Annotated in this window: 24 protein-coding genes; 16 read left to right on the top strand and 8 right to left on the bottom strand. The window is 41.2% G+C overall.

Annotated elements, in window-relative coordinates:
* Positions 1-8: 8 nt before the first annotated feature.
* Genes KIT27_03560 through pilV form a run of 4 tightly spaced genes read right to left on the bottom strand, consistent with a single transcriptional unit; the run spans position 9 to position 6437 of the window.
* On the bottom strand, positions 9-4343 hold the full coding sequence (locus tag KIT27_03560) for a hypothetical protein (protein ID MCW5588720.1): 4335 nt from the start codon (positions 4341-4343) through the stop codon (positions 9-11).
* Between the two features lie 19 nt (positions 4344-4362).
* The gene (locus tag KIT27_03555) at positions 4363-4887 is read right to left on the bottom strand and encodes a hypothetical protein (GenBank protein MCW5588719.1); all 525 of its coding nucleotides are present in this window, start codon (positions 4885-4887) and stop codon (positions 4363-4365) included.
* A 15-nt stretch (positions 4888-4902) separates the two neighbouring features.
* Complete coding sequence (locus tag KIT27_03550) at positions 4903-5958, bottom strand: PilW family protein (protein MCW5588718.1); 1056 nt, start codon at positions 5956-5958, stop codon at positions 4903-4905.
* The gene (pilV, locus tag KIT27_03545; protein ID MCW5588717.1) at positions 5955-6437 is read right to left on the bottom strand and encodes a type IV pilus modification protein PilV; all 483 of its coding nucleotides are present in this window, start codon (positions 6435-6437) and stop codon (positions 5955-5957) included. Before pilV ends, KIT27_03550 begins: the two co-directional genes overlap by 4 nt.
* 450 nt (positions 6438-6887) lie before the next feature.
* Here pilV and KIT27_03540 point away from each other — a divergent pair, with 450 nt between their 5' ends.
* Together KIT27_03540 and KIT27_03535 are read left to right on the top strand one after the other, a co-directional pair.
* The gene (locus tag KIT27_03540; protein MCW5588716.1) at positions 6888-8195 is read left to right on the top strand and encodes a polysaccharide biosynthesis C-terminal domain-containing protein; all 1308 of its coding nucleotides are present in this window, start codon (positions 6888-6890) and stop codon (positions 8193-8195) included.
* A 63-nt stretch (positions 8196-8258) separates the two neighbouring features.
* Positions 8259-8528 (top strand): zinc ribbon domain-containing protein, encoded by a 270-nt coding sequence (locus KIT27_03535; GenBank protein MCW5588715.1) that lies wholly within the window; start codon positions 8259-8261, stop codon positions 8526-8528.
* Between the two features lie 104 nt (positions 8529-8632).
* Here the strand turns inward: KIT27_03535 and KIT27_03530 are convergent, their stop codons facing one another.
* The gene (locus tag KIT27_03530) at positions 8633-9541 is read right to left on the bottom strand and encodes a cation transporter (GenBank protein MCW5588714.1); all 909 of its coding nucleotides are present in this window, start codon (positions 9539-9541) and stop codon (positions 8633-8635) included.
* Between the two features lie 9 nt (positions 9542-9550).
* Complete coding sequence (gene sohB / locus KIT27_03525) at positions 9551-10567, bottom strand: protease SohB (protein ID MCW5588713.1); 1017 nt, start codon at positions 10565-10567, stop codon at positions 9551-9553.
* Positions 10568-10654: 87 nt separating this feature from the next.
* Between sohB and KIT27_03520 the strand changes: the two genes are divergently transcribed.
* The gene (locus tag KIT27_03520) at positions 10655-11221 is read left to right on the top strand and encodes an acyloxyacyl hydrolase (GenBank protein MCW5588712.1); all 567 of its coding nucleotides are present in this window, start codon (positions 10655-10657) and stop codon (positions 11219-11221) included.
* A complete protein-coding gene (gene cls, locus KIT27_03515) occupies positions 11221-12654 on the top strand; it encodes a cardiolipin synthase (protein ID MCW5588711.1) in 1434 nt (477 codons plus the stop codon). Before KIT27_03520 ends, cls begins: the two co-directional genes overlap by 1 nt.
* Positions 12655-12661: 7 nt before the next feature.
* On the opposite strand, the gene KIT27_03510 is transcribed toward cls, so the two are convergent.
* Positions 12662-13213: a cob(I)yrinic acid a,c-diamide adenosyltransferase gene (locus KIT27_03510; GenBank protein ID MCW5588710.1), complete on the bottom strand. Its 552-nt coding sequence runs from the start codon at positions 13211-13213 to the stop codon at positions 12662-12664.
* Between the two features lie 57 nt (positions 13214-13270).
* On the opposite strand from KIT27_03510, the gene rimI reads away from it, so the two are divergent.
* The 8 genes from rimI to KIT27_03470 all read left to right on the top strand — a co-directional run bounded on the left by rimI (position 13271) and on the right by KIT27_03470 (position 20983).
* Positions 13271-13723 carry a ribosomal protein S18-alanine N-acetyltransferase gene (gene rimI, locus KIT27_03505; GenBank protein MCW5588709.1) on the top strand — a complete coding sequence of 151 codons (453 nt, stop codon included), beginning with the start codon at positions 13271-13273 and terminating at the stop codon, positions 13721-13723.
* A gap of 108 nt (positions 13724-13831) precedes the next feature.
* Positions 13832-15418, top strand: coding sequence for a peptide chain release factor 3 (locus KIT27_03500; GenBank protein MCW5588708.1), 1587 nt, complete (start codon positions 13832-13834; stop codon positions 15416-15418).
* Positions 15408-15737 (top strand): hypothetical protein, encoded by a 330-nt coding sequence (locus tag KIT27_03495; protein ID MCW5588707.1) that lies wholly within the window; start codon positions 15408-15410, stop codon positions 15735-15737. Before KIT27_03500 ends, KIT27_03495 begins: the two co-directional genes overlap by 11 nt.
* 123 nt (positions 15738-15860) lie before the next feature.
* The gene (poxB, locus tag KIT27_03490) at positions 15861-17588 is read left to right on the top strand and encodes a ubiquinone-dependent pyruvate dehydrogenase (GenBank protein ID MCW5588706.1); all 1728 of its coding nucleotides are present in this window, start codon (positions 15861-15863) and stop codon (positions 17586-17588) included.
* A gap of 207 nt (positions 17589-17795) precedes the next feature.
* On the top strand, positions 17796-18278 hold the full coding sequence (gene coaD / locus KIT27_03485; protein ID MCW5588705.1) for a pantetheine-phosphate adenylyltransferase: 483 nt from the start codon (positions 17796-17798) through the stop codon (positions 18276-18278).
* Positions 18279-18290: 12 nt separating this feature from the next.
* Positions 18291-19070, top strand: coding sequence for an efflux RND transporter periplasmic adaptor subunit (locus KIT27_03480; protein ID MCW5588704.1), 780 nt, complete (start codon positions 18291-18293; stop codon positions 19068-19070).
* Positions 19070-20320 (top strand): ABC transporter permease, encoded by a 1251-nt coding sequence (locus KIT27_03475; GenBank protein MCW5588703.1) that lies wholly within the window; start codon positions 19070-19072, stop codon positions 20318-20320. The genes KIT27_03480 and KIT27_03475 overlap by 1 nt, the downstream gene beginning before the upstream one ends.
* Positions 20321-20323: 3 nt before the next feature.
* A complete protein-coding gene (locus tag KIT27_03470) occupies positions 20324-20983 on the top strand; it encodes an ABC transporter ATP-binding protein (GenBank protein ID MCW5588702.1) in 660 nt (219 codons plus the stop codon).
* A gap of 42 nt (positions 20984-21025) precedes the next feature.
* Here the strand turns inward: KIT27_03470 and mutM are convergent, their stop codons facing one another.
* Entirely contained in the window at positions 21026-21841 is an 816-nt protein-coding gene (mutM, locus tag KIT27_03465) for a bifunctional DNA-formamidopyrimidine glycosylase/DNA-(apurinic or apyrimidinic site) lyase (GenBank protein MCW5588701.1), read from the bottom strand.
* A 55-nt stretch (positions 21842-21896) separates the two neighbouring features.
* Between mutM and KIT27_03460 the strand changes: the two genes are divergently transcribed.
* The 4 genes from KIT27_03460 (at position 21897) to KIT27_03445 (ending at position 23781) form a co-directional block, all read left to right on the top strand.
* A complete protein-coding gene (locus KIT27_03460) occupies positions 21897-22049 on the top strand; it encodes a hypothetical protein (protein ID MCW5588700.1) in 153 nt (50 codons plus the stop codon).
* A 46-nt stretch (positions 22050-22095) separates the two neighbouring features.
* Positions 22096-22278: a hypothetical protein gene (locus KIT27_03455; GenBank protein ID MCW5588699.1), complete on the top strand. Its 183-nt coding sequence runs from the start codon at positions 22096-22098 to the stop codon at positions 22276-22278.
* 2 nt (positions 22279-22280) lie between these two features.
* Complete coding sequence (locus KIT27_03450) at positions 22281-22742, top strand: YchJ family protein (GenBank protein MCW5588698.1); 462 nt, start codon at positions 22281-22283, stop codon at positions 22740-22742.
* 205 nt (positions 22743-22947) lie between these two features.
* The gene (locus KIT27_03445) at positions 22948-23781 is read left to right on the top strand and encodes a hypothetical protein (protein MCW5588697.1); all 834 of its coding nucleotides are present in this window, start codon (positions 22948-22950) and stop codon (positions 23779-23781) included.
* Positions 23782-23855: the final 74 nt, after the last annotated feature.

Genomic DNA, 23855 nt, shown 5'->3' with positions numbered 1-23855 from the left:
GAGTGCTATTAACGGACTTGGATCCATGATTGTCTGCCCCAATCATTTAACCCAGGATTTTCGCCAACAATTTCAATATTACCACTGGTACTGGTTGAATATTTATATTCTATCGTTGGAGTAGAGATAATACTCGGTGGTTGAATTAAACCCGAACTCGATTTTATGCCACTGGCACTGATGGGTGCGCCTGCATAACTGACTTTATCGCTGTCGGTAAAATCATTATCTTTGTTTAAATCAAAGGGCGTATTATCCAAACGCGATCCGTCATTCATATCTAATTCCATGAGCCAACCGGTGCCTCCAAATTCACAGACATTTTGCGAAGGAATAATTGTCGTGAAAATAATTTTTTTGTTGCGAATAATTGAACGTGTGACTTGTCTCTCACCCGTTGCCGGTTGACCACTGACTTGTAAATCTAAATACCAACCGCGTTGTACCGCACTGATGAAATTATTGCTGACCACACGGATGGTAGGATTATCTCCTCCTACGTAAGTTTGTTCCGCTAAAATTTGTTGTTGTAATAATTGCCCCCGAATGGTAGGTGTCGTATGCAAATCTTTGACGCCGTAAAACGTTTGCACGCCTGACGTTGCAGGATTGTTATCAGACGCTTCAATGTATTTTCCGGTGCCAAAAAAGACATAAATGCCGCGCGGTGAATTTTCAACAACCCCTAATGAAGGTTGTGAAGTAATCGGTTGACGATTGCTAGAAGCATCGATAGCTACAAAAAGCGGTTGACCACTAAAGCTTACTCCCCAATTGGCTGGATTGGCATCGCGCAGATCAAATTTCCACAGATTGCCAAATAAATCTCCAGCATAGACATAATCTGCAATAAAATCACCGTCAATATCGGCAACAGCCGGTGTGGCAAGTCCATTCGGTCTGCCCGTGGCGAGTGGATCACTCGAGCTACCCACTCCGGTATCGATTTTTTTGATTAAAGTACCTGTTCTAATATCAACAATATATAAAACGGCATTTCCAGTAGTACTCGCATTACCATCCGCGACCGTATTGTTATAGCCATTACCAAAAATGGCAGCCCATTGACCGTTATTTAAACGCACAATTTGAGGTTGACTGAAGGTGTAACCTAAATCTGCATCATCGCTATCGTTAAATTCCCACAACACAATTTGCGAGGCATTATTTTCATCGGCAAATAAAGTAGGATTGGTAATATCCAATGCGAAAATCGCTTGTCCACCTTTGTTTAATCCGCTGGCTAAAACGGTATGCCATTTTTGATCGGTAGAAAAAAAGACGTCACCGACATTGGGACTACCATCCACAAAATATTGATGAGCATAATCGGGATTGGTTAAGACATTTAAGCGCGGCAACACTGCGGCTGGAATATACGACATTTCAATTCGACCATTATTAGCATTCACAAAATGAAGCATGCCATCATTAGCACCCACGTATAACATCGCCTGCCGATTAATATTATTGGCTTTAAATTGCGCATAGGTTTCAGCAGAACTGCCAGTTTCAGCCGATCCGGAAGGAAACGCTAATGCCGCATAAGGAAAACTCGGATAGGTGACAAATACTGGAGATGAATTGACAATATCTCCCATGACATGATCGCGGTTTCTAAACGTTCCACCATTTTGAATTTCTGCATTGCGTTTACCGCGAATATATTCGAGACGTGCTTGTCCTTGGCTATCTGAAACCCCCGACACCGGATTAATATGATGATAATTTTGCACCGTCGTGCCCACAGTAGACCAATCATATTTTACGCCGGTATTACTGGCTTTTAGATAAGTAATAATTTCACGTCCAGAACTCCAATTTTGATTATCCAAAATTAATCCGGCGTCCCATAATGAACCGAATGGACCCGAGCCCGTAGTAATTAATGCGCCGGTGGCTGGATTAAGGGCAAATGAAAGTAATGACCCAGTCCAATTTTCACTATTAAATTTTGCTTGATAAAGCCTGGTTTCCGAATTTAATGCGCTACTATTTACCGAACTACTGGAGGCGGAACTCGATTGTGCTAAGACATTATTAAATAACGTTGTTAATTGTTGTTCGATAAATTGTGGTTGAGAAACTAAAAAATAATTATCTGGCACGCCATCTCCATCTACATCCCATTCTAATGGATTATCGGGAATATTATTGCCATTAATATCATTAAAACTTCCCCATTTTGCAGCATACCATAGTGGATTGGGTAACACAGGTGTTGCAACGCCAGTTGCGCTCGGGGTAAAAGTTCGAGTGGTATTTAAAGGTAATGCCGTATTATCATTCCAATTACCACCCGGCAATTGCCCTGGGGGGGTATCTAAAAAATAATCGACATCCGCACCTGTGCTAGTATCCGCATCGCGAACTTCTAAATAAGTGCCATCGGCGGTGGTGCCGGAAATCACATATCCCATGTGTTGGATAATACAACCGGCGGCATAGGTACTATTTAGTGTAATACTCACCGTATTATTGGCATTCACTTGATAGCTATAACGCACGATAGCATCCATATCATGATCGGCACCTTGTTCAGCATCTTCAAAATTGACTCGAAATACACCGACTGTTGGGCCTAATCCTTCAACATAGAAATCAACAATGGTATTGGTCGGCATATACCCATTGCCTTTACAGCCGCCCACCGATTTTGCAAAAGGTGCAATAGTAATGGTTTTATCGCCGACTTGAATGGGGATCGTGGCTACAGGAGATGAAAAAGTCATGGTAAATGTTTTGGCCTTTTGATTACCTTGCGCGCTGTTTAAATCGTTAGTTGCACCGAAATACGCCACGCTGGCTGAATAATAGGAACCTTCTTTAGTAGGTTCTTCAGGAGCAAGTCCTCGAATATTGCCAAAACTGGTAATCGTTTTTAAGGTTGGCGCTTCATCGTTATCAGCACCACTCACGCCAATAAATTTTGATTGAGGTCCACCCATTTCATGATCCCAAATGGTTTGACCCAGAGTGCTCACGTTTAATCCCGATAAATCACCGGTAAAAGAACCAAACGCACTACCAGGAAGTTGATCACTGTCGTAAGAGGGATTGGTATCTGAAATTACTAACATATTGGGTTTTGCACAATAAGGATTATTGGCGGGGGCATAGGGATTTTGCCAAGCAGGAGCGGGCATGCCAAGTGCGGCGTCATCGCCACCGAGGTAATAATAATCGGCAGTCGGCGAGCCTTTTCCCGCAAAATAACGCAATGATTCATACATCATTTCCGCAATGGGATTGCCCCAGGCTCGGCATTCTCCTTCGAAAAATTTGCGATCAAAAATATATCCGCAATTCGAGGTATGTTCGTAACCACTACTAAATCCCAAAATACGCATATTATTAATTGTTCTGATGATGCCCGTCGTCGCCGTTAAAATACCGCTGTTGGGATCAATTTCATCAGTGATATAACCAATATTTTTTCGTAGCATACCGCCGGATAAGTTTTTTCCCCAAGAACCCGTGATCAGTCCAAATTTCATCGATTGATTTTCACCAAAGCGATGCAATAAGCCTATGGGTTTAGAATTACCATTAGGATAACTTTGGCAATTATTTTCTTCTAACCCCGACGCGCACACTAAAACGCGTACGTAAAAATCTGTAGGTGTCACAGTGGGACCACTTCCCCCGTTGAGCACTCGATTATTCGCCACCGGACGTTCAATACTCACCCATTCCCAAATGCGATAACCGCTATTAAGTAGTACCCGTAACCGTGGATGTCCGCTGGCATCCGATTGCAATGTGGTATTGGCAAATAAATGTCGGTTGCTTCCAGTGGGTGCGGAATAGGGTGTGTAATCTGCAATATTATAGCCATCGACTGCGATGCTTCGATATTCCTTACCCCAACTATGCGCGTCTTGCACAATACGAGCGCGCTCGAGAATAGTAGCCGTATTGGAATCGGTAGAGCGGAAACCGCCATATAACGATTTGCGTAAAATATCCATGCGCGTCATGGTTAAATAATTTAAAAAATCGCCACTCCATTGCCCACTGCATTTTTTATTTGCCGTGACACTCACAGGATTAAAACGACTACTGCCATAGCTATAACATTTATAAGAATCAAAATAACCATAATAATCGATAGTATCGGGTTTGTAGCCCACATCAATTACGCCATCGCCATCGATATCGGCAGCATCGTTATACGCTTCATAAAATAATTTATGATCACGTCCTAACACCAACATAGTGAGCGGTGGCACCGTATCGGTTAAAAATAATGGACTATCGGCTAAATTTAAGGGCGCGGCTGTTGTCGCACAAGGTATGCCGAATGCCAGCAAACAAAGAAACGTAGTTAATAGTGATTTCATTTTCATCATCGTCACCGTATTAATATCGCCTTGCGACTGTGGCTTTTAAAATCGTAATAGCTTGAGGACTGGTGCCCACGGCTCTGGTAGTAACCCGATAATAATGTTTGCCCTGAGGTACTCCGGCACCAATTTGCATGGAACTATCGGAAACAAAACGTAAATATTCGATCACATATTGCGATGAACCCACGGCACTATTGACGGGCGTTGCCATCGCCGCAGAATTAGCACCCCACCAAATTTCAGTTTGATCTTGCAAATAGCGGTTAGAATCATAGGAAATAACACACGGTTGAGTGGCGCACGCGATCACGGGGATGGGTTCTGTGGTTAAATTTAAAATCCAATTTTCTCCTTCACGCAGACCGGCTTCAGCGGAATGAAAAGACACTTCACTATCGCGCATATTGGCACTCATTTTTTCTTCTAATAGACTCGTCCGAATGCCGGCAGTGCCCAGTAACGATAAAACCAATAACATGATTAAAGCGACAGCCAGTGCGGCACCGCGATGTTGATTAAATTTAATTTCATGTCTCATGTGTAGGTTCCTGGTTTAACGGTTACGTAAAGAAATAAACACATTCCATTGTCGCCTCGATAAATTATCCCCGGGATTGGTAACGGTGCTTCCATTAAAAGTATAGGCGGTTTCCATTTCATTGACGGCTTCAATACTACTGACCAACGCGGCAATATTGACACTGACGACATTGGGCCATTCATTATTACTTTCCACTTGGTCAGCCGTGCGATAAGTATCGGCATTACCATCACTCGTGGTATCCACTCCGTAGACGACTTGAATATTTTCCACCCCTTCAATTAATTCGCGTTCTTCGCCATCTTCCTCTTGGCGATAGAGTGAATAAATAGGATCGCCGGCATTATTCGTGCGGTTAGAGTCTTTAATATAATAAGCCGTTAATTCCAGACGCGTCACTTGCGCGTCGGTTTGATACAGTTTGGATAAATTATCCGACGTATTGCCTGTAGCAGCATGGGCAATCTGATAATCGCTAGCCCCGCCGCCACCCACGGCAGTCGCACGGAAAATATCGGTAAATTGGCAGTCGCTGATCATTAAAATATCATTTGCTGCAATTTGGATGCGATTACCCGGTACAGTGACCACGCTTGATGTGGATGTCATTACGCTGGTTAAATTAACACTATCGCTAGCGCCTTTACGAACAATAATCACATCCGTATTCGGGCGAATACTGGTACCACTTTCGAGAGCGGTAGTTAACCAACTGGGAAGCGCTGGCACCCAAGCGCTGCCACTGTATTCGTGGCCGCTGATCACAGAATTGGTACCAAAGGCCAAATTGGTAGATGCGGGGCTTAATAAATTATTTGGTGTGGTGGTATTTAAATTCGTGCACCCTTGAAATCCTGCGGGGCGAATATCGTTAGTTAAAAATCGATGGAGCATGCGACCATTTTCTTGAATGCGCGCTAAACCTTCTTGAATGCGATAACTGGCTTTATTACTGATAAAAATATCGATAATGCCGAGGACTAACACTAACCCTAATACTAATGCCAGCATCAACTCGACTAACGAAAATCCTTGCTGTTTTTTTAGAGTCAATATCGCAGTACTCATTGTACTAACTCAACAGAAAAACAGCTTAAATTGGTTAAGGGATTACTGCCGCAGACTGGATTGGGGGCATCAGTGGGACGACGATCCCATTTCACGGTAACCGTATAGCGTCCGGTTGCGGCATTAAAACTAATTTCGCCGGCACCACTGGGTAACATAGTCGCGAGAGTTTGATTCCAGGTAAAGGCATCCCTTGCCGCATTATCCGCAGGATTACACGTGGTGCAACCTGGCGCGACCGTGGGGATGCCTCCGCTAAAATCATAATTGCCATTATCCACAGCTTCAGGGTTGGCGCGCATGCGATCCAACATTTCATAGGCATGGCTGGAAGCAATGCTACTTAAATACGCATCTTGGCTATAACGCACACTATTGGTTTGCAACATTGCCATGCCGAGCAAGCCAATCGAAATGACCATCACGCTGACTAATATCTCGATCATGCTAAAACCATGTTGAATATGTATTGTCTTCATTATCATTTCACACTCATCGAATTAAATAGTGTGCGATAATTTACTGAAGAAATAGGGCGGATGATGCTTGAAACGCCAAGCTGAATTTTGCTACTGCTTTGAATCCCACGGGTTATCTCCGATCAAAAATACGAGATAACAATCCAAGAGATTTGCCCAGCTCTCCACGCTTAAATATGCACACTTGCACTTATAAAGCTAGTCAAAAAAAATGTAATATGCAAGTTTGCAGCATTTTTAACGGGTTTTTCGCTGATAAAAAATCAATTTGACAAATTCAAGGAAAATTTTGCCGGATCTTGTCAAGTAAAACGAGCTTGATTATCGTAATCTCACCCATGCACGATCATTCCGATTTTTAATAAACAGCGATTACCAATCATGAATTTCTGGTATGATTGGCCAAACGATAAGCATTCGACGTATCTTATGATTCATACTGGGGAAAAAATGCATTATAGAATTCAAATTAATTTATTATTACTCATGATAACCAGTTTACTGGTAAAAATCGTCTTTAATATCTTTTTAGCGCGACATTTGCCTAGCCATGTTTACGGTGATGTCAACTTAAGTTTGCAATTAGTGGGATTTGCGGCAGTGTTTATTTTATTAGGCACCGACAGTGGCGCTAAACGTTATTTAGCTAAATACATTTCTCGACGCTTGGATTATGCGGTGGAAGGTTATCTTAGTTGGAATTTTAAATTATTAATAAAATTGGTGGGATTGTTTTTATTTTTAGCGTTGATCACCTGTTTTATAACGCTTTTACTCAATATTCACGATCCAGAAAAACTTGAACAATTACACATAGTATTGTATTTAATTTGGATTTCTCCTTTGTTAGCATTGGTCAATTTAATGGGAAGTTATTTGCTCAGCACGCAGAATTTATATTATTCTTATTTTTTTAAAAATATCGCAATTTATCTAGCTTATGCATTGGGGCTCGGGTTTGCCGTCTATGGTTTTGAATTATTGATTTCCAGCGGTTTGATTCTGGTTATTTTTTCGATCGGCTTATTGCTGGTGATTGCCATTCAATTTATTCTCTTTTCAATGTCTTTAAATTCTGCCTTAAAAATTAATTATGTCAATGTTCTCATGAATCCTCCGCTTTATAAACCCAAATGGATTAAAACATCAGTGCAGTTAATTTTTAATAATATGATTTACACCGTTTCCGCTACCCTGGATTTACTGGCAGTTGAAATCATCCATCCTTCAGAAAATGCGGTGGGTTATTATTCGGCAGCATTAGCCCTCACCGCCATCGTTTGGAAAACCACGGATGTGCTGAATTTCTTCAAGCCGAAAATTAGTACCTTGGTGGCGGAAAAAAGTTGGCAAAAACTCCAGGCCGATGTGCAAATTTCTACGCTCATTATGTTGGCTGCTGGCGCCGTATTCGGATTATTAATCATTGTTTTTGCCCAAGGTTTACTGGGAAATCTATTTGGCGCGGAATATACCGCGGCCAAGTCTACGGTGATGTTATTAGTGATTGGAAATTTTATTAATACGTGGGGCAAACCTGCGCGGGTACTTTTATCTTATTCGGATAATGAGCAAGCCGTGTTGCGAATTTTACTGTTAGGCTTAATATTAATAACCGTATCCTCGCTCATATTAACCCATTTTTATGGCATGATAGGCGCAGCCTTCGCCACCATTCTTACCTCGGTGTTTACCACCGTTGGATCAATTAAGATATTGCGCAAACACATTCCTTGTAAAACCTTATTATTTATTTGATAAATCTTGAAGAGAGCGCTATGATTTTGCAGCAAAATATGTTTGGTAATAGGAAGAAAAGCAATGCCATTTTATGAATATCAGTGCCAAGCCTGTGGCCATCATTTTGAAGTATTACAAAAAATCAGCGACACACCGTTAAGTCAATGTCCTCAGTGTGGTAAACCCCAATTGAGTAAACTGGTGTCTGCGCCGAGCTTTCAATTAAAGGGCTCGGGGTGGTACGAAACTGATTTTAAAAATAAACCTCAACCGGAAGCCAAACCAGCGGAAAGTACCACCAGCACGGAAGCGAAAAAAACGGATAGTCCTGCGGAAACCAAAGCCGAGTAAATTTCCGCATTCATTTTGACGTGAAAAGGGTTCAAACGTTTGGAATAGGCTCTTATACATCCTTTAATACGCGATAACAAAGCTTGGAAATCTTGAACAAGTGCTTAATGCTCTTTCAATTCATCGATGGGTTTAAGCACTGCTTCACTCACCATTTCTGGCTGAATAGTAATATGTTCAATGGCAAATTCATTTTTTAATAAATGCTTTATCGATCCTAATATGCGATCCCACTCCTCAAAACGCAAAATAGTCACATGAGCGGTGAGCGCAATCATGCCAGATGATAAAGTCCAAATATGTAGATCGTGAACGGATTTAATTTCTTTAATGTTGGCTAAACGATAACCTACTTCGTTTAAATTAATATGCCGAGGCACGCCTTCCATTAATACGCTTAAAGTATCGCGTAATAAACGCAGACTGGAAATTAAAATTAAAATACAAATAAAAAACGATAAGATCGGATCGATGGGATACCACTGAGTAAAATACACTACCGCACCGGCGATTAACGCAGCCACTGAACCCAACAAGTCACCGAGCACATGCAATAATGCTGCGCGCATATTTAAGGATTGTTCGCCGCGCGCTAAAATAAGGGCAACACTAATATTAACGATTAATCCCACAAAGGCTATCACCATCACGCCGCCACCTGCGATAGGTGAGGGATTTTGTAATCGCTGAATGGCTTCAACGGTAATCGCAATCACGACTAAAATAATAAAAATACTACTGATTAATGCTGCCATAACTTCCGCACGTCCCAAACCATAGGAATGTTTGTGAGAAGGAGGTCTGGCCGCAATCCACGTGGCAACTGCTGCTAAAATTAAAGAGAGCGAATCTGCAAACATATGACCAGCATCGCTTAACAACGCCAGCGAACCCGATAAATAGCCACTAACGGCTTCAATCGCGGCAAAAATACAAGTAATGATGACTGCTAACCATAATTTTTTAATATTTTCACGCTGATGATGGTGATGTTCATGATGGTGATGACTCATAGCACTAACCTATAAAAATACTTGAGATTGCGGTTGTTCTTGCCAGGCCTCTTTACTGTGACGAATAATCATTTGCATCCCCTGACTGATTTTTTGCGCTAAATTTTTTCTTAGTTTAAATCGTACTAAAAGAATTTTTCGTTGAGGATGCAGTGATAATAAATAATCATCACTGGTTTGAATGGCATCGATTAAATTTAATCCTACGGCTTGTTGGCCGTACCAATATTCACCCGTAGCAATTTTTTCTAAGTCGACCGCGGGGCGGTGTTGTTTGATAAATTGTTTAAACAGTTGATGCGTATCTTCTAACTGCTCTTGAAATTTTTGGCGACCTTCCACAGTATTTTTTCCAAGCAGGGTGAGAGTACGTTTATATTCGCCAGCGGTTAATAACTCCACATCGACTTTATGATCTTGTAAAAACCGATGAAAGTTGGGAATTTGAGCAACGACACCGACAGATCCCACAATGGCAAAGGGTGCTGCGAGAATTTTATCGGCAACACACGCCATCATATAGCCACCACTCGCTGCTACTTTATCGACGCAGACGGTTAATTTAATCTGCTGGTTTTTAATGCGTTGTAATTGTGATGCCGCCAATCCATAACCATGCACGACACCGCCTGGGCTTTCTAACACTACCACGACTTCATCTGCGGGCGTCGCCGCCATTAAAATAGCATTGACCTCTTCTTGCAAGTGCTGAACAGAGTTGGCTTGCACATCACCTTTGTAGTGGATCACAAATACAGTATTAGATGTTTTATCCGCGCTATTTTTTTGTAGATGCTTTTTTTCTTTGCGCCATTTTTTTAAGGCAGCTTTATCTAACACCGCTTCTTGTATCGCCTCTTGATAATCGGTGAATTTTTTATTTAAGTTTTTTAATTTTATTTTGCCATTTGCTGCTAATTTATTTTTACCGGCAACCGCCGCGACACTGACTAACACGATAATCACCGCCATCACCAGGGTGAAGGTTTTTAATAAAAACATCCCATACTCTGCAAGAAAATGCATACTGCACCTACCTAAAAACAATGTGTATTTTTATTTGAGCGATTTTATGTTAAAAATCGCAACAAGGCTATAACACGAGAGAAACTTATGACATTTAAATGGAACATCGCAATAGGACTGATGACGTTAATTTTAAGTTTGACTACTTATGCTAGCGGGATCGACAGTGCCTCATTGAGTATAGGTGCTGGTAATCCGGCGCATTTGCGAGGAGCGCGGATTGCTGTTCAGAAACTCTGGAATTTACAGCTTTTTCCCTCCGATGGCTGGTCGATTGGTGGATATTGGGATGCCAATCTTGCTTATTGGCACACCAAAGGTGATAGCAATGGTCGTTATAAATCGATTAGTATTATTGGATTAAATCCGGTATTTCGTTTGCAACCGAATCACAACGTTTTGTGGACATTGCGTCCCTATTTTGAAGCCAGTGTGGGGATTGCCGCCCTGAGCGCCAAAAATTTAGCGAATCGTGGCTTGGGGGCAAATTGGTCGTTTGAAGATTTATTGGGACTCGGTGTGCGTTTTGGACAACACCAACAATATGATGTGAGTTTGCATTACCTGCATTATTCTAATGCGGGAATTAAACCGCCGAATAATGGCATCGATGTCAAATATTTATTAACCCTACGATATTATTTTAATTCTTGATGTTACACCATCTATTTTTTATCACTAGCTTATTATTGCTCCTTATTCATGTGTTAGGGGTAGTCTATGCGGCGCACGCCGTGTTAACCGTGCGCACGGCGCAAGGTGCTATTGCTTGGATTATGGGATTATTGATTTTCCCCTATATTACCTTGCCGTTGTATTTGGTTTTTGGCAGTAAACGTTTTCATGGTTATGCCGAAGCACACCGCAAAATTTATGCAGAATTTCGCGATAACATCAGCAATATTTATTCGCAGTTGGAGCCGTTTCAATATCAATATTTCGAAAAATTTCTTCCTATTCAAAATTTAGCTCGCGATATTCAAGGTGTTGGATTTTTATCTGGAAATTACAGTCAGTTATTAATTAATGGTCAAGAAATTTTTGACGCCATGTTAGCAAAAATTCGTGATGCAACAACCTATATTTGTCTGCAAACCTATATTTTTCGACCGGATGTGGTGGGTAATCAATTTAAGAATATACTAATGCAAAAAGCACGGAATGGCGTTAGAGTTTATTTTTTATACGATGAAATTGGCTGTTATTTTTTGAAAGATCGCTATTTGCAAGAAATGCGCGATGCCGGCATCCAGGTGAGTGCGTTTCAAACGACCCGCGGACATGGCAACCGTTTTCAAATTAATTTTCGCAATCACCGTAAAATTTTAATTATTGATGGTGAATATGGATTTTTAGGTGGAATTAATTACGGCAAAGAATATTTAGGCTTAGATCCTAAAATTGGCAATTGGCGCGATACTCATTTACTAATTCAAGGACCAGCCGTGCAATGTTTGCAAATTACCTTTGCCAAAGATTGGTATTGGGCGACTCATCAATTTGTGAATTTGAATTGGCAAGTAAAAAAAACACCCAACAATCAACCCTGTTTAATTTTACCCACAGGACCTGCGGATCATATCGCTAGTGCTAGTCTAATGCTGTTAGATTTAATCACCAAAGCCAAACATAAAGTGTGGATTGCTTCTCCCTATTTTGTTCCGGATGTGAGCATTCTCCAAGCCTTAGAATTAGCTGTATTACGCGGAGTGGATGTGCGAATTTTATTACCGTCCCGCTATGATCGACTATTTGTTTATTTATGTTCGATTTCATTTTATCCCGAGCTTGCTAAATCCGGCATTCAACTTTATCGCTATGAAAATTGTTTTTTGCATCAAAAAGTATTATTAATTGACGATGAACTCGCAGGCGTTGGCACTTTAAACTTAGACAATCGATCGTTATACATTAATTTTGAAATCACCGCATTAAGCACCGATGCGCAGTTTGTAGCGAAAGTAGCGCAAATGTTGACGGAGGATTTTACTAAAAGTTATCGAGTGAATTTAAATTCGTATGAAGAACATTCTTTATGGTTTAAAATTTTAGTGAAATTCGCCGGATTATTCTCACCGATTTTATAAATCTCGATTAGCTACGCTGCCGGCTCCATAATACTTCTGTCCCACCGTCCTGGCGGGCAAGCGCACGAGCAAAGACAAATAATAAATCGGATAATCGATTCATATAATGAAGCGTTGCTAAATTAATGGGGGCAATACGATTTAAAGTTACTAACTCTCGCTCAGCACGCCGACACACAGTCCGCGCCACATGCGCGTAAGCGGCGGCGGTATTTCCACCAGGTAAAATAAATTCTTTCAAACGCGGTAAATCCGCATTCACGGCGTCTAAATTTTTTTCTAAACGAGTAACATAGTTTTCGGGAATAAACTGTGTGCCAGGCAAACACAATTCGCCGCCAATATCGAATAAGTCGTGTTGGATTTCGATTAGACAAGCAGCTAGGTTTTCAGGTAAATTGGGCACGGTGAGCAGCAAGCCGATGAAACTGTTTAATTCATCAATCGTGCCGTACGCTTGAACACGGATATCGTCTTTGCTAATCCGCGAGCCATCGCCAAGACCAGTGCTGCCATCATCGCCAGTGCGCGTGTAAATTTTTGATAAACGGTGTCCCATAAATAAAAACCTAGTATGAATAAATTGTGGCTCATACTACACGATCGAGACAAATGAATGAAGAGTGAAATAATCATCCGCACCATGCGCCAAGAAGACGTGTGGAACGTCAAGCTCATCGAAGATGAGGTGCAAATTGCGCCATGGAGCGAACAAATTTTTCGGGATTGTATCGATGTTGGCTATTCTTCCTGGGTAATGATGCAAGAGGAGATCATGCTGGGGTTTGCCATGATGTCAAGTGCGGTGGGTGAAGCGCACCTACTCAATATTTCCCTGGCAAAACACGCCCAACATCAAGGTCATGGGCAACGGTTAATGAACTTTATGATTGCCAAAGCCCGCGAATTACAGATGATCAAAATGTTTTTAGAAGTGCGTGTTTCGAATCAAGCCGCCATTCAATTGTATAAAAAACTAGGATTTACATTATTATCGATGCGCAAAGATTACTATCCTGCAACCGATGGGCGCGAAGATGCGTTGGTGATGGTTTTGAATTTAACCTAAGAGCTTCAGAGGGTAAAGGCGTTAAAAACCACGCTTAAAACGCGCGAGTCTATTCGCATCTAGAAATGAAACGAGTATAATCCATTTTTAATTTTGATTGAGAATGCTATGCAAAATTCCCCTATCCACAAACGCCGCACCTTTGCGATTATTTCTCACCCCGATGCCGGTAAAACCACTATTACTGAAAAATTATTATTATTCGGTGGCGCAATTCAATTAGCAGGCAGTGTCAAAGCACGTAAAGCATCGCGGCACGCTACTTCAGACTGGATGGAATTGGAAAAACAACGCGGTATTTCGGTGACAACATCGGTGATGCAATTTCCCTATCGCGACTGTATTTTTAATTTACTCGATACGCCAGGACATGCCGATTTTTCCGAAGACACCTATCGCACGTTAACTGCAGTTGATGCGGCATTAATGGTGATTGATGCGGCAAAAGGTGTTGAGGAACGCACGATTAAACTCATGGAAGTATGTCGATTGCGTAATACCCCGATTATTACCTTTATTAATAAAATGGATCGCGATACCCGTGAACCCATCGACTTATTAGATGAGATCGAAGCCATTTTAAAAATTGGTATTACACCGCTGACTTGGCCGATTGGGATGGGAAAACATTTTCGCGGAATTTATCATTTAGCGCATGATACGATTTATTTATATCAAAGTGGTCTCAACGAACAACGCCAACAAGCACAGCAAATTCAAGGACTCCATAATCCCAAACTCGACGAAGTGTTAGACTATCAGGCGACACAATTACGCGATGAAATTGAACTTTTAAAAGGTGCGGCGCCTGAATTTAATCAGCAGCAATTTTTACAAGCCAAATTAACTCCAGCTTATTTTGGATCGGCGATTAATAATTTCGGCGTGCAAGAATTATTAGACGCCTTCGTTGAATTTGCACCACCTCCACAACCACGCGCCACTTTAACCCGAGAAATTACACCACAAGAAGAAAAATTCTCCGGTTTTGTTTTTAAAATTCAAGCCAACATGGATCCTGCTCATCACGATCGCGTGGCATTTTTACGGGTGTGCTCAGGAAAATACTCAAAAGGCATGAAAATTTTTCATGTGCGCGATCAAAAACAAGTGCAAATCAGTAACGCTTTGCAATTTATGGCGGGTGAGCGTGAACAAGTGGAAATTGCATGGCCTGGTGATATTATCGGATTACACAATCATGGTACGATCCAAATTGGCGATACCTTTAGCGAAGGTGAAACACTGCAATTCACGGGAATTCCAAATTTTGCACCAGAATTATTTCGGTTAGTGCGGTTGCGCGATCCCCTCAAAACTAAAGCCTTATTAAAAGGCTTGCAACAGTTATCAGAAGAAGGCGCTACACAATTATTTCGACCACTGGATAGTAACGATCTCATTTTAGGTGCAGTCGGGATTTTGCAATTTGATGTCGTAAAATATCGTTTACAAAATGAGTATCGTGTAGAGTGCGCTTACGATAATGTCTCGGTGCTTACTGCGCGCTGGGTGTATTGTGATGATATAAAATTACTCGAGCAATTCAAACAAAAAAATCGCATCAATTTAGCCCTGGATTCCGGTAATCATTTAACCTATTTAGCACCGAGTCGGGTGAATTTAAATTTAGTCATGGAACGTTTTCCCGATATTCGTTTTGCCCAAACTCGAGAACACGCGCATGCCGAGTAATGAAATTTTTGCATTAAGTGAAAAATTATTATTAGAATTGCAATCCGATTATTGTGCGTTGTTTCCAGAAATTAAACAGCAATTGATCCGGCAACTGCGGTTTATTTTAACCTCATCCGCACAAACACTTTCCACAGAAGAACGTTTGCGCGATCTATATCATCTGCTGCTTAAGTTTGAAGCGGAGCTACGCAATGTTAGTCAGATTGAAGGCTTACTCGAAAGTTTATTATTACAACTATCACCGAGCATGCGTTCAAGTTTCTCCCCTAAACCCACACCATTTGGCGGCGGGCGCGGTAAAAACGAAGAGAGCTGAGAATTTTCTCGCGGGTGCTATGGCGAGTAATAATGTTAATGTGATAAATTCAAACCTGAAGAATACAGGAGTTTCGCACCTTCAATGTGTTACTCCTTCCGGCATTAATTTCAAGGAGAAGACATGGCTAATTCTACTGTGGCGGATGTATTGGTGGATACGTTACAAGCCGTTGGTGTAAAACGGATTTATGGTGTGGTTGGAGATTCGTTAAACGGGATCACTAATTCTTTACTGAATAAAAAAACCTTGGAATGGGTGCATGTGCGTCACGAAGAAGCTGCGGCCTTTGCCGCCGGTGCGGAAGCCCAATTAACTGGAGAACTCACCGTATGTGCGGGAAGTTGTGGGCCTGGCAATATGCATTTGATTAACGGCTTATACGATAGTCATCGTTCGCATGCCCCAGTGTTAGCAATCGCCGCGCATATTCCCTCACCCGAAATTGGTGGAAATTATTTTCAAGAAACGCGACCACAACAATTATTTCAAGAATGCAGTCATTTTTGTGAAATTGTTCATTCACCCGAACAAATGCCACGCTTACTGGCTATTGCTATTCAAACCGCTATCACCAAACGCGGTGTTGCGGTATTAATTATTTCTGGTGATGTCGCCTTAGAAAAAGCTATTTATACGCAACCCGCCACGTGGCCGCGACAAGCAAAACCTTATATCATTCCCCAGCAAAGCGAATTACAACAACTCGCTAAATTATTAAATCAATCGCAAAAAATCACAATTTTGGCGGGAAGTGGTTGTGCGGGTGCGCATGCGGAACTCATGCAATTATGCGACACCTTACAAGCTCCAATGGTGCACGCCTTGCGCGCGAAAGAATGGGTAGAATACGATAATCCTTATGATGTGGGCATGACTGGATTAATTGGTTTTTCTTCGGGTTATTACGCCATGGAAGCGTGCGACACGTTGCTCATGCTCGGCACTAATTTTCCATATCGTCAATTTTATCCGAGTAATGCCAAAATTATTCAAGTTGATATTCGCGGTGAAAATATTGGTAAACGCTGTGCGGTGGATTTAGGCGTCGTCGGCGATGTAACAGAAACGATTCGTGTCTTATTACCATTACTCACTCGTAATGCCTCTAGTCAACATTTACAACAAGCCTTGAAACACTATCACAGTGCGCGTAAAAATTTAGATGATTTAGCTACCGGTAAACCCGGGCGCAAACCCATTCACCCACAATATGCGATGAAAGCGATTAGTGAAACGGCGCAGGATGATGCTATTTTTTCGTGTGATGTGGGCACCGTTACATTGTGGGCTGCTCGTTATTTAAAAATGAATGGTAAACGTCGTTTATTAGGATCATTTAATCATGGTTCAATGGCGAATGCCTTATCGCAAGCGATTGGTGCAAAAGCGGCATTTCCAAATCGCCAGGTCGTAGCTTTGTGTGGCGATGGTGGTTTTGCGATGTTAATGGGCGATATTTTAACCTTAATGCAAATGAAATTGCCGATCAAAGTCATTATTTTTAATAACGGTTCCTTAGGCTTTGTCGAATTAGAAATGAAAGCCTCAGGATTATTGGATTTTGGTACCGATTTACAAAATCCGAATTTTGCGCAGATGGCACAAGCGATGGGAATTGAGGGTATTCGTGTGGAAGATCCAAGCGAAGTGTATCCTGCGTTAGAAACGGCGTTAAAAACACCGACGCCAGCAGTCATTGATATTGTAACGAATCGCAGTGAATTAGCCATGCCACCGAAAATTACCGGTGAACAAATCAAAGGATTTAGTTTATATTTAACCAAAGCTATATTAAACGGCCGCGGCGATGAAATTTTAGAATTGGTAAAAACCAATTTATGGCGCTAGTCACGTAGCTTGGAACGTAGCGCCCTTGTAGCCTGGAACGTAGCGCAGTAGTAGCCTGGAACGGAGCGCAGCGAAGATCCAGGATCGGTGAAATTTTAAAACTTCGATCCTGGATCTTCGCTGCGCTACGTTCCAGGCTACAGGCTGCTCCGTTCCAGGCTACTACTACGATCCAGGCAACGGCTATCCAGGCCACAAGGAAATAACATGACAAACACAGCAATTTATCCTGGCACTTTCGATCCCATTACCAATGGGCACATCGATTTAGCGGAGCGCGCTGCGCGAATTTTTAATCACGTGATTATCGCGGTGGCTGCAAACACGGGAAAATCTCCCGTGTTCAGTTTAGACGAACGCGTCCATTTTGCGCAGCAAGCGTTAAGCCATTTGAACAATATCAGTGTCGTAGGTTTTAATACCTTACTCGCGGATTTTGCCAAACAGCACCAAGCCACTATTTTATTACGCGGTTTACGCGCGGTTTCTGATTTTGAATATGAATTTCAATTAGCCAGTATGAATCGTAACATTGCACCAGAATTAGAAAGTTTATTTTTAACCCCCTCCGAAAAATATTCGTTTATTTCGTCGAGTTTAGTGCGAGAAATTGCTCGTCTAGGGGGAGATGTGCGTGCATTTGTTCCCGATGTTGTTTTGCAAGCCTTAAAAAAAACTCAGATCACCTAAAGAAGAATCACTATGAAATTACTGTCACGTCGTTTGGTTTTAATTCTCAGTCTAATAATATTACTCATCCTCGTGGGTATATTTTTTTATTGGCACAAACACCGTCAACACAGTTGGGTACCCGTGAAACGAGGCCCCATGGTTACTGCCATTTACGGCTTAGGCACCGTGACCTCTAAACACATATACCACTTAAAACTTGGGATCACGACCACAGTAAAAAAATTATATGTAGTAGAGGGTGATGATGTGCGGAAAGGTCAAGCCTTAGTTGAATTTACCGACTCACCCTTGGTGCGAGCTAATTTTGCTGGCACCATTACCTCATTACCGTTACACGAAAATGAAACGGTTTATCCACAAACAGAAATTCTTACCTTAATGAATTTAAATGAAGCCTATATTTTGGTTTCCTTAGAACAAGAAGCTGCAGTAAAAATTCACAAAGGGCAAGCGGTTAAAGTAAGCTTTGATGGCCTAGACAATCAAACGTTTCAGGGGATTGTGGAATCGGTTTATCCTAATCAACAAGAATTTTATGTGCGCATTAAAGTCGATAATTTACCTAAAAATATTTTACCCGAAATGAGTTCTGATGTGGCAATTATTTTAAATACCACCCCTTCAGCGCAATTAATTCCAGTCAATGCTATCCAAAATGATACAGTAACGATTAAACGCCATCACAAAATCATCAAAGAAAAAATTAAAATCGGCATCATTAATAATAACCAAGCTCAAGTTATTTCTAATAATTTGCAAGACAGCGATCACGTTTTGGTGATGCCCTAATGTTATTTTTAGCTAAACGACAATTATTGGCGCGTAAAAAACAAACACTATTAATTTTAGTGGGTATATTATTGGGCAGTGCTGCGTATGTAATTATTTCTGGAATGATGTTAGGTTTTCAAAGTTATGTCAGCGATCAATTAATTAATAACGATGCCAATATTCGCGTGTCGGCTCGCCAAGAAATCATTAATCCAAACAGCATGCAACGTGAATTTTTTGGTCAGCAAAGTTTCGTCAATTGGTTAATTGCCCCCTCGGGACGACGCGATGATGAGCGTATTCAAAATCCGCAAGAATGGTATCACCGTTTGCGCCAAAATAAACACGTCGTTGCCTTCGCCCCACAATTAACCATCCAAGCGTTGATGAGTAATGGTCAACTTTCTAATGCTGCGACGCTGATTGGCACAGAACCCCAAGCGCAATTAAAAGTCACCAATCTCGGTAATTATTTATTAACGGGGAGTTTTAACCAATTAAAAAGTGGCGGAAATCGCTTAGTGATTGGCGATGGTTTGCTGGCAAAAGTGGGTGGACGCATGGGAGGTAATGTTTTAATTTCTGTAGGAAATAATTCACCACAACTCTTTAAAATTGCCGGCATTTTTCACGTCGGCATTCAAACCATCGATGATACGATAGCCTATGGAAACTTAGCGGACATTCAAAAAATAAATCGTACCCCGAGTCAGATTTCAACCATTGCGATTAAAATTGACGACATCAAACTCGCCGCCACCTTGGCAAGTGAGTGGGCGAAGATGACTCGTGATCAAGTACAAAGTTGGGATCAACTGAATTCAAATGTGATGGCGGTGTTTCGCACGCAAACGGCCATCCGCTATTTTATGACGCTTTCAATTTTATTGGTGGCGGCATTTGGAATTTATAATGTGCTTTCTGTATTAATTAATCAAAAGAAAAAAGAAATTGCGATTTTGCGCGCCATGGGTTATGAACCTAAAGAAATTCGGCAATTATTTTTATACCAAGGATTAATTGTGGGTTTAATGGGAGGGCTCATTGGATTAATGCTGGGATTTTTAGCCTGTCGCTATATGGCTACCATTCCTATGTTTCGCGATAGCACAGGAAAAATTAATTATTTACGCATCTCTTATGATGTGAGTATTTATGGTTACGGTTTATTATTAGCTTTACTTTCTTCATTAATTGCCAGCGTTTTACCTGCTAATCATGCTAGCAAAATGACGCCGATTGATATTATTCGTGAGAGTGGAACCTAAATCATGATCAGTGTGCGCAATGTTTCAAAATTTTTTGGTAGTGTGGAACAAACCGTCCTGCATAACATTTCATTTGAAATCAAAAGCGGTGAATTAGTGAGTCTCACTGGGCGCTCGGGTTCGGGTAAAAGCACACTGCTTTATATTATCAGCACATTAGATTTTCCAAGCACAGGTGATGTGATTATCAACGACTATCACACACAAACTACCCCGAGTGCAATTTTGCATGCATTTCGCAATCGTCACATTGGGTTTGTGTTTCAATTTCATTATTTATTAACCGAATTAACGGCACTGGAAAATATTTTAATGCCCGCGCGCAAATATGGCATTCATCAACAAAAAGCCACTATCGATTACGCTTATTATTTACTAAATACTTTTAATTTAGCGAAAAAGGCACAAAAATTTCCTGCGCAAATGTCGGGCGGAGAACAACAACGCATTGCCATTGCTCGCGCATTGATTATGCAACCGCAATATATTTTTGCCGATGAACCGACGGGTAATTTAGATTCAGCCAATGGCCAAGTGGTCATGGATATTTTTCGTCAAATTAATCGGGAACAAAAAACGACAATCGTTTATGTTACCCACGATGTAGAATTTGCAAAATTAGCCGAGAGACAAATTGTGTTAGTAGATGGTAAATTGGCTTAGGAGCCTTTTTTTGATCAGGCTCTTAGAGAAATGAATGTTACGCTAAATTTGGCAATTCGGACAAAACACACTGCTGCGCTGATTAATTTTCACACTTTGCAAAGTGGATGCGCACTTCACACAGGCTAAATGTTCACGTCCATAAACCAATAAAGATTGTTTGAAATAACCGGGTTTGCTATCTCCAGCGACAAAATCGCGTAGGGTAGTGCCACCCACTTGAATTGCTCGTCGCAATAATAATTTAATGTATTTTACCAAGCGGGCATATTCTGATAATTCCAAAGTATTGGCGAAGCGCTGTGGATGAATGTTGGCTAAAAATAATGCCTCGCTGGCATAAATATTACCCACCCCGACTACCACATGATGATCCATAATATAACTTTTGACGGCAATGCGGCGAGTGATGGCCTGCGCTAATAAATAGCGTGCGTTAAACTCGGCGGTTAACGGTTCTACGCCAAGTGTTTGTAATAAGGAATGGTGCAATGGCGATTCTTCTTGCCATAAAAATAAACCAAAACGTCGTGGATCGTGGTAACGTAATTCTATATTTCGATCAAAATGCAAAATAATATGATCGTGTTTTTTGCGGGGGGTTGGAGTATGACAAATTCGTAGCGATCCCGACATACCAAGATGAATTAATAAATAGCCCGCTGATAATGTCATCCATAAATATTTACCGCGACGATGAATATTGAAAATCGTTTGATTGCGCAATCGCGAGGTTAAGTCGTGATTCACCGGCAAACGCAAGTGCGAGTTCCAAACATCGATGTCTCGAATAGTGTTCATTGTAATATGGGGCTCCACACCGCGCTTGGTGGTTTCCACTTCGGGTAATTCTGGCATGATACAATTTATGTTACACTGCGATGGCGTTGAGTATAACGCAGGAGTATTTTAAATGTGGAAAATTTTAATCGTGGGTGTGATCGTAAGCCAATTAAATGCTTGCTATTATTTAGGCTACGCCAGTGGCAAAGCAGTGCAATTGAGCGGCGAGGGCACGCGGATGGTGGTTACTGCGGCACCGGCGATGCTGGTGCACCCAGTTTAACCGCGATTAAGGTATTAACGGCAGCATTTAGTTTTAAGGATGAAGCATGCGATATTGGGGATTAATTATTATTGTAAGTTTACTCAGCGGATGTTATCCGGTGTCATTAAGTACTCAAGATCCCATGATACAAAAATATCGTGCAAAAATTTATTTCGATCAAGCCAGTGAACCCGGATTAGAATGGGCGGTGTATCATGCCGAGCATTTGGAGCTGGCTAAGAGGTAGCGATTATGCAATGTCCCTGTGGCCATCCTGAACTGTATCAACAGTGTTGCGGACGATTTATCGATCAACAGCAAATGCCTGCCACTGCGGGTGAATTAATGCGCTCGCGTTACACCGCATATGCCACAGGGAATATCGATTATATTGAAAACACCATGCGCGGGCGAGCTTTGCAAGGATTTAATCGATCGGCTGCGCAAACTTGGGCTAAGAGCGTGACGTGGCTAGGCTTACAAGTGCTTAAAGAGGCGCAAGTTACAGATAATCCTAACCGTGCCACCGTCGAATTTATCGCGAGCTATCAAACCCAAGGCCAACTGCAACGCCTACAAGAAATCAGTGTATTTGCACGTCACCAAGGGAAATGGTTTTATATCGATAGCAATACAGTTGCTGCCAAACCTGGCCGTAATGAACCTTGTGAGTGCGGCAGTGGCAAAAAATATAAAAAATGCTGTGGCTAATATGCTTTCTGCGCTGCATCATCCTAGCTTCAATTTTTCACCGTGTTACCCCGCAGTATTTTATTTTTTTTGTCGCATTCTGTTAAGTTTTTGCTGCTAGAGTGGGAATTATAAGCAAAAATGGTTTAAATGTAACAAATCGAAAAAAAAAACCAGCTTAAATTCACGAGGGATGTTTAATCATATTAACGAGGCGGGGTGTGTGATGGGTAATGAAACTAGTAGAGCGGCTCAAAATGAAAGATTATCCCGCAGATATTCTCCTTTCACGTGGCTTAGACGGTTTCTGGATGTTCTTCTAAGACCAAAGAAAATTTTATCGAATATTGATACGGAATTAAAGGATCTAATTTCAGGAGTATCTCTCGAAACTAAACTAAGTGAATTGTGTCGTTTACACAATATTTTGCTAGAGTCAAAGACTATTTTACTTAAACAAAATCAACATAATGATGTTCTTACTTCTTATGAGGGTGAATTATTTAGAATATTTCAGGAGATAGAAGCAACAAGGCACGGAACAAAGCGCAATCAACCTAATCATGCTTTACAAAGTTGGACTGATACATTTAATAATCAATTTGCTGAGTTAGCACATTCCTTGAAAAATACCATTAAGCGAAACACTGGTTTTTTTGCCTGGTTTATTAAAGGTAGTGCTCAACGAGCAGAATTGGCTCGGTTAAAATTAGATATATTTAGTAATCTAAAATCTAAACTTATTGAAGATAGTGCGCAACAAATGGAACTGGTTCAGTCAAAATCTGATCCTATTGGAAATAAGAAAAAATTAAGAAAATCAAGCAGTAGTGTTATTGATTTCAAACCAGAAGCTCTCAAAAAAATAGATGGTGAAAACGACAGAAATCAAAATAATATTCAACAAAATTTTAGTATTGATAGTCCTCCTGTATTTTTTAATCCTGGTTTCTTTAGTCGCACTTCCAGCGAGATTCAAAATTCCAAATCTTCGCATCATTCTCAGTTGCAATCAGTTGCAATCAGTTGCAGAAATAATTCGAGATTACCCGCAGGATGAAAATAACAGAATAGCAATTATCCTAAATTTATTCAGATAATAATTCGTGTAAATTTGTCATAGCCAGCTCATTG

It is taken from the genome of Legionellales bacterium, from assembly GCA_026125385.1.
Classification (GTDB): domain Bacteria; phylum Pseudomonadota; class Gammaproteobacteria; order JAHCLG01; family JAHCLG01; genus JAHCLG01.
This window is presented reverse-complemented; position numbering and strand designations above follow the sequence as displayed.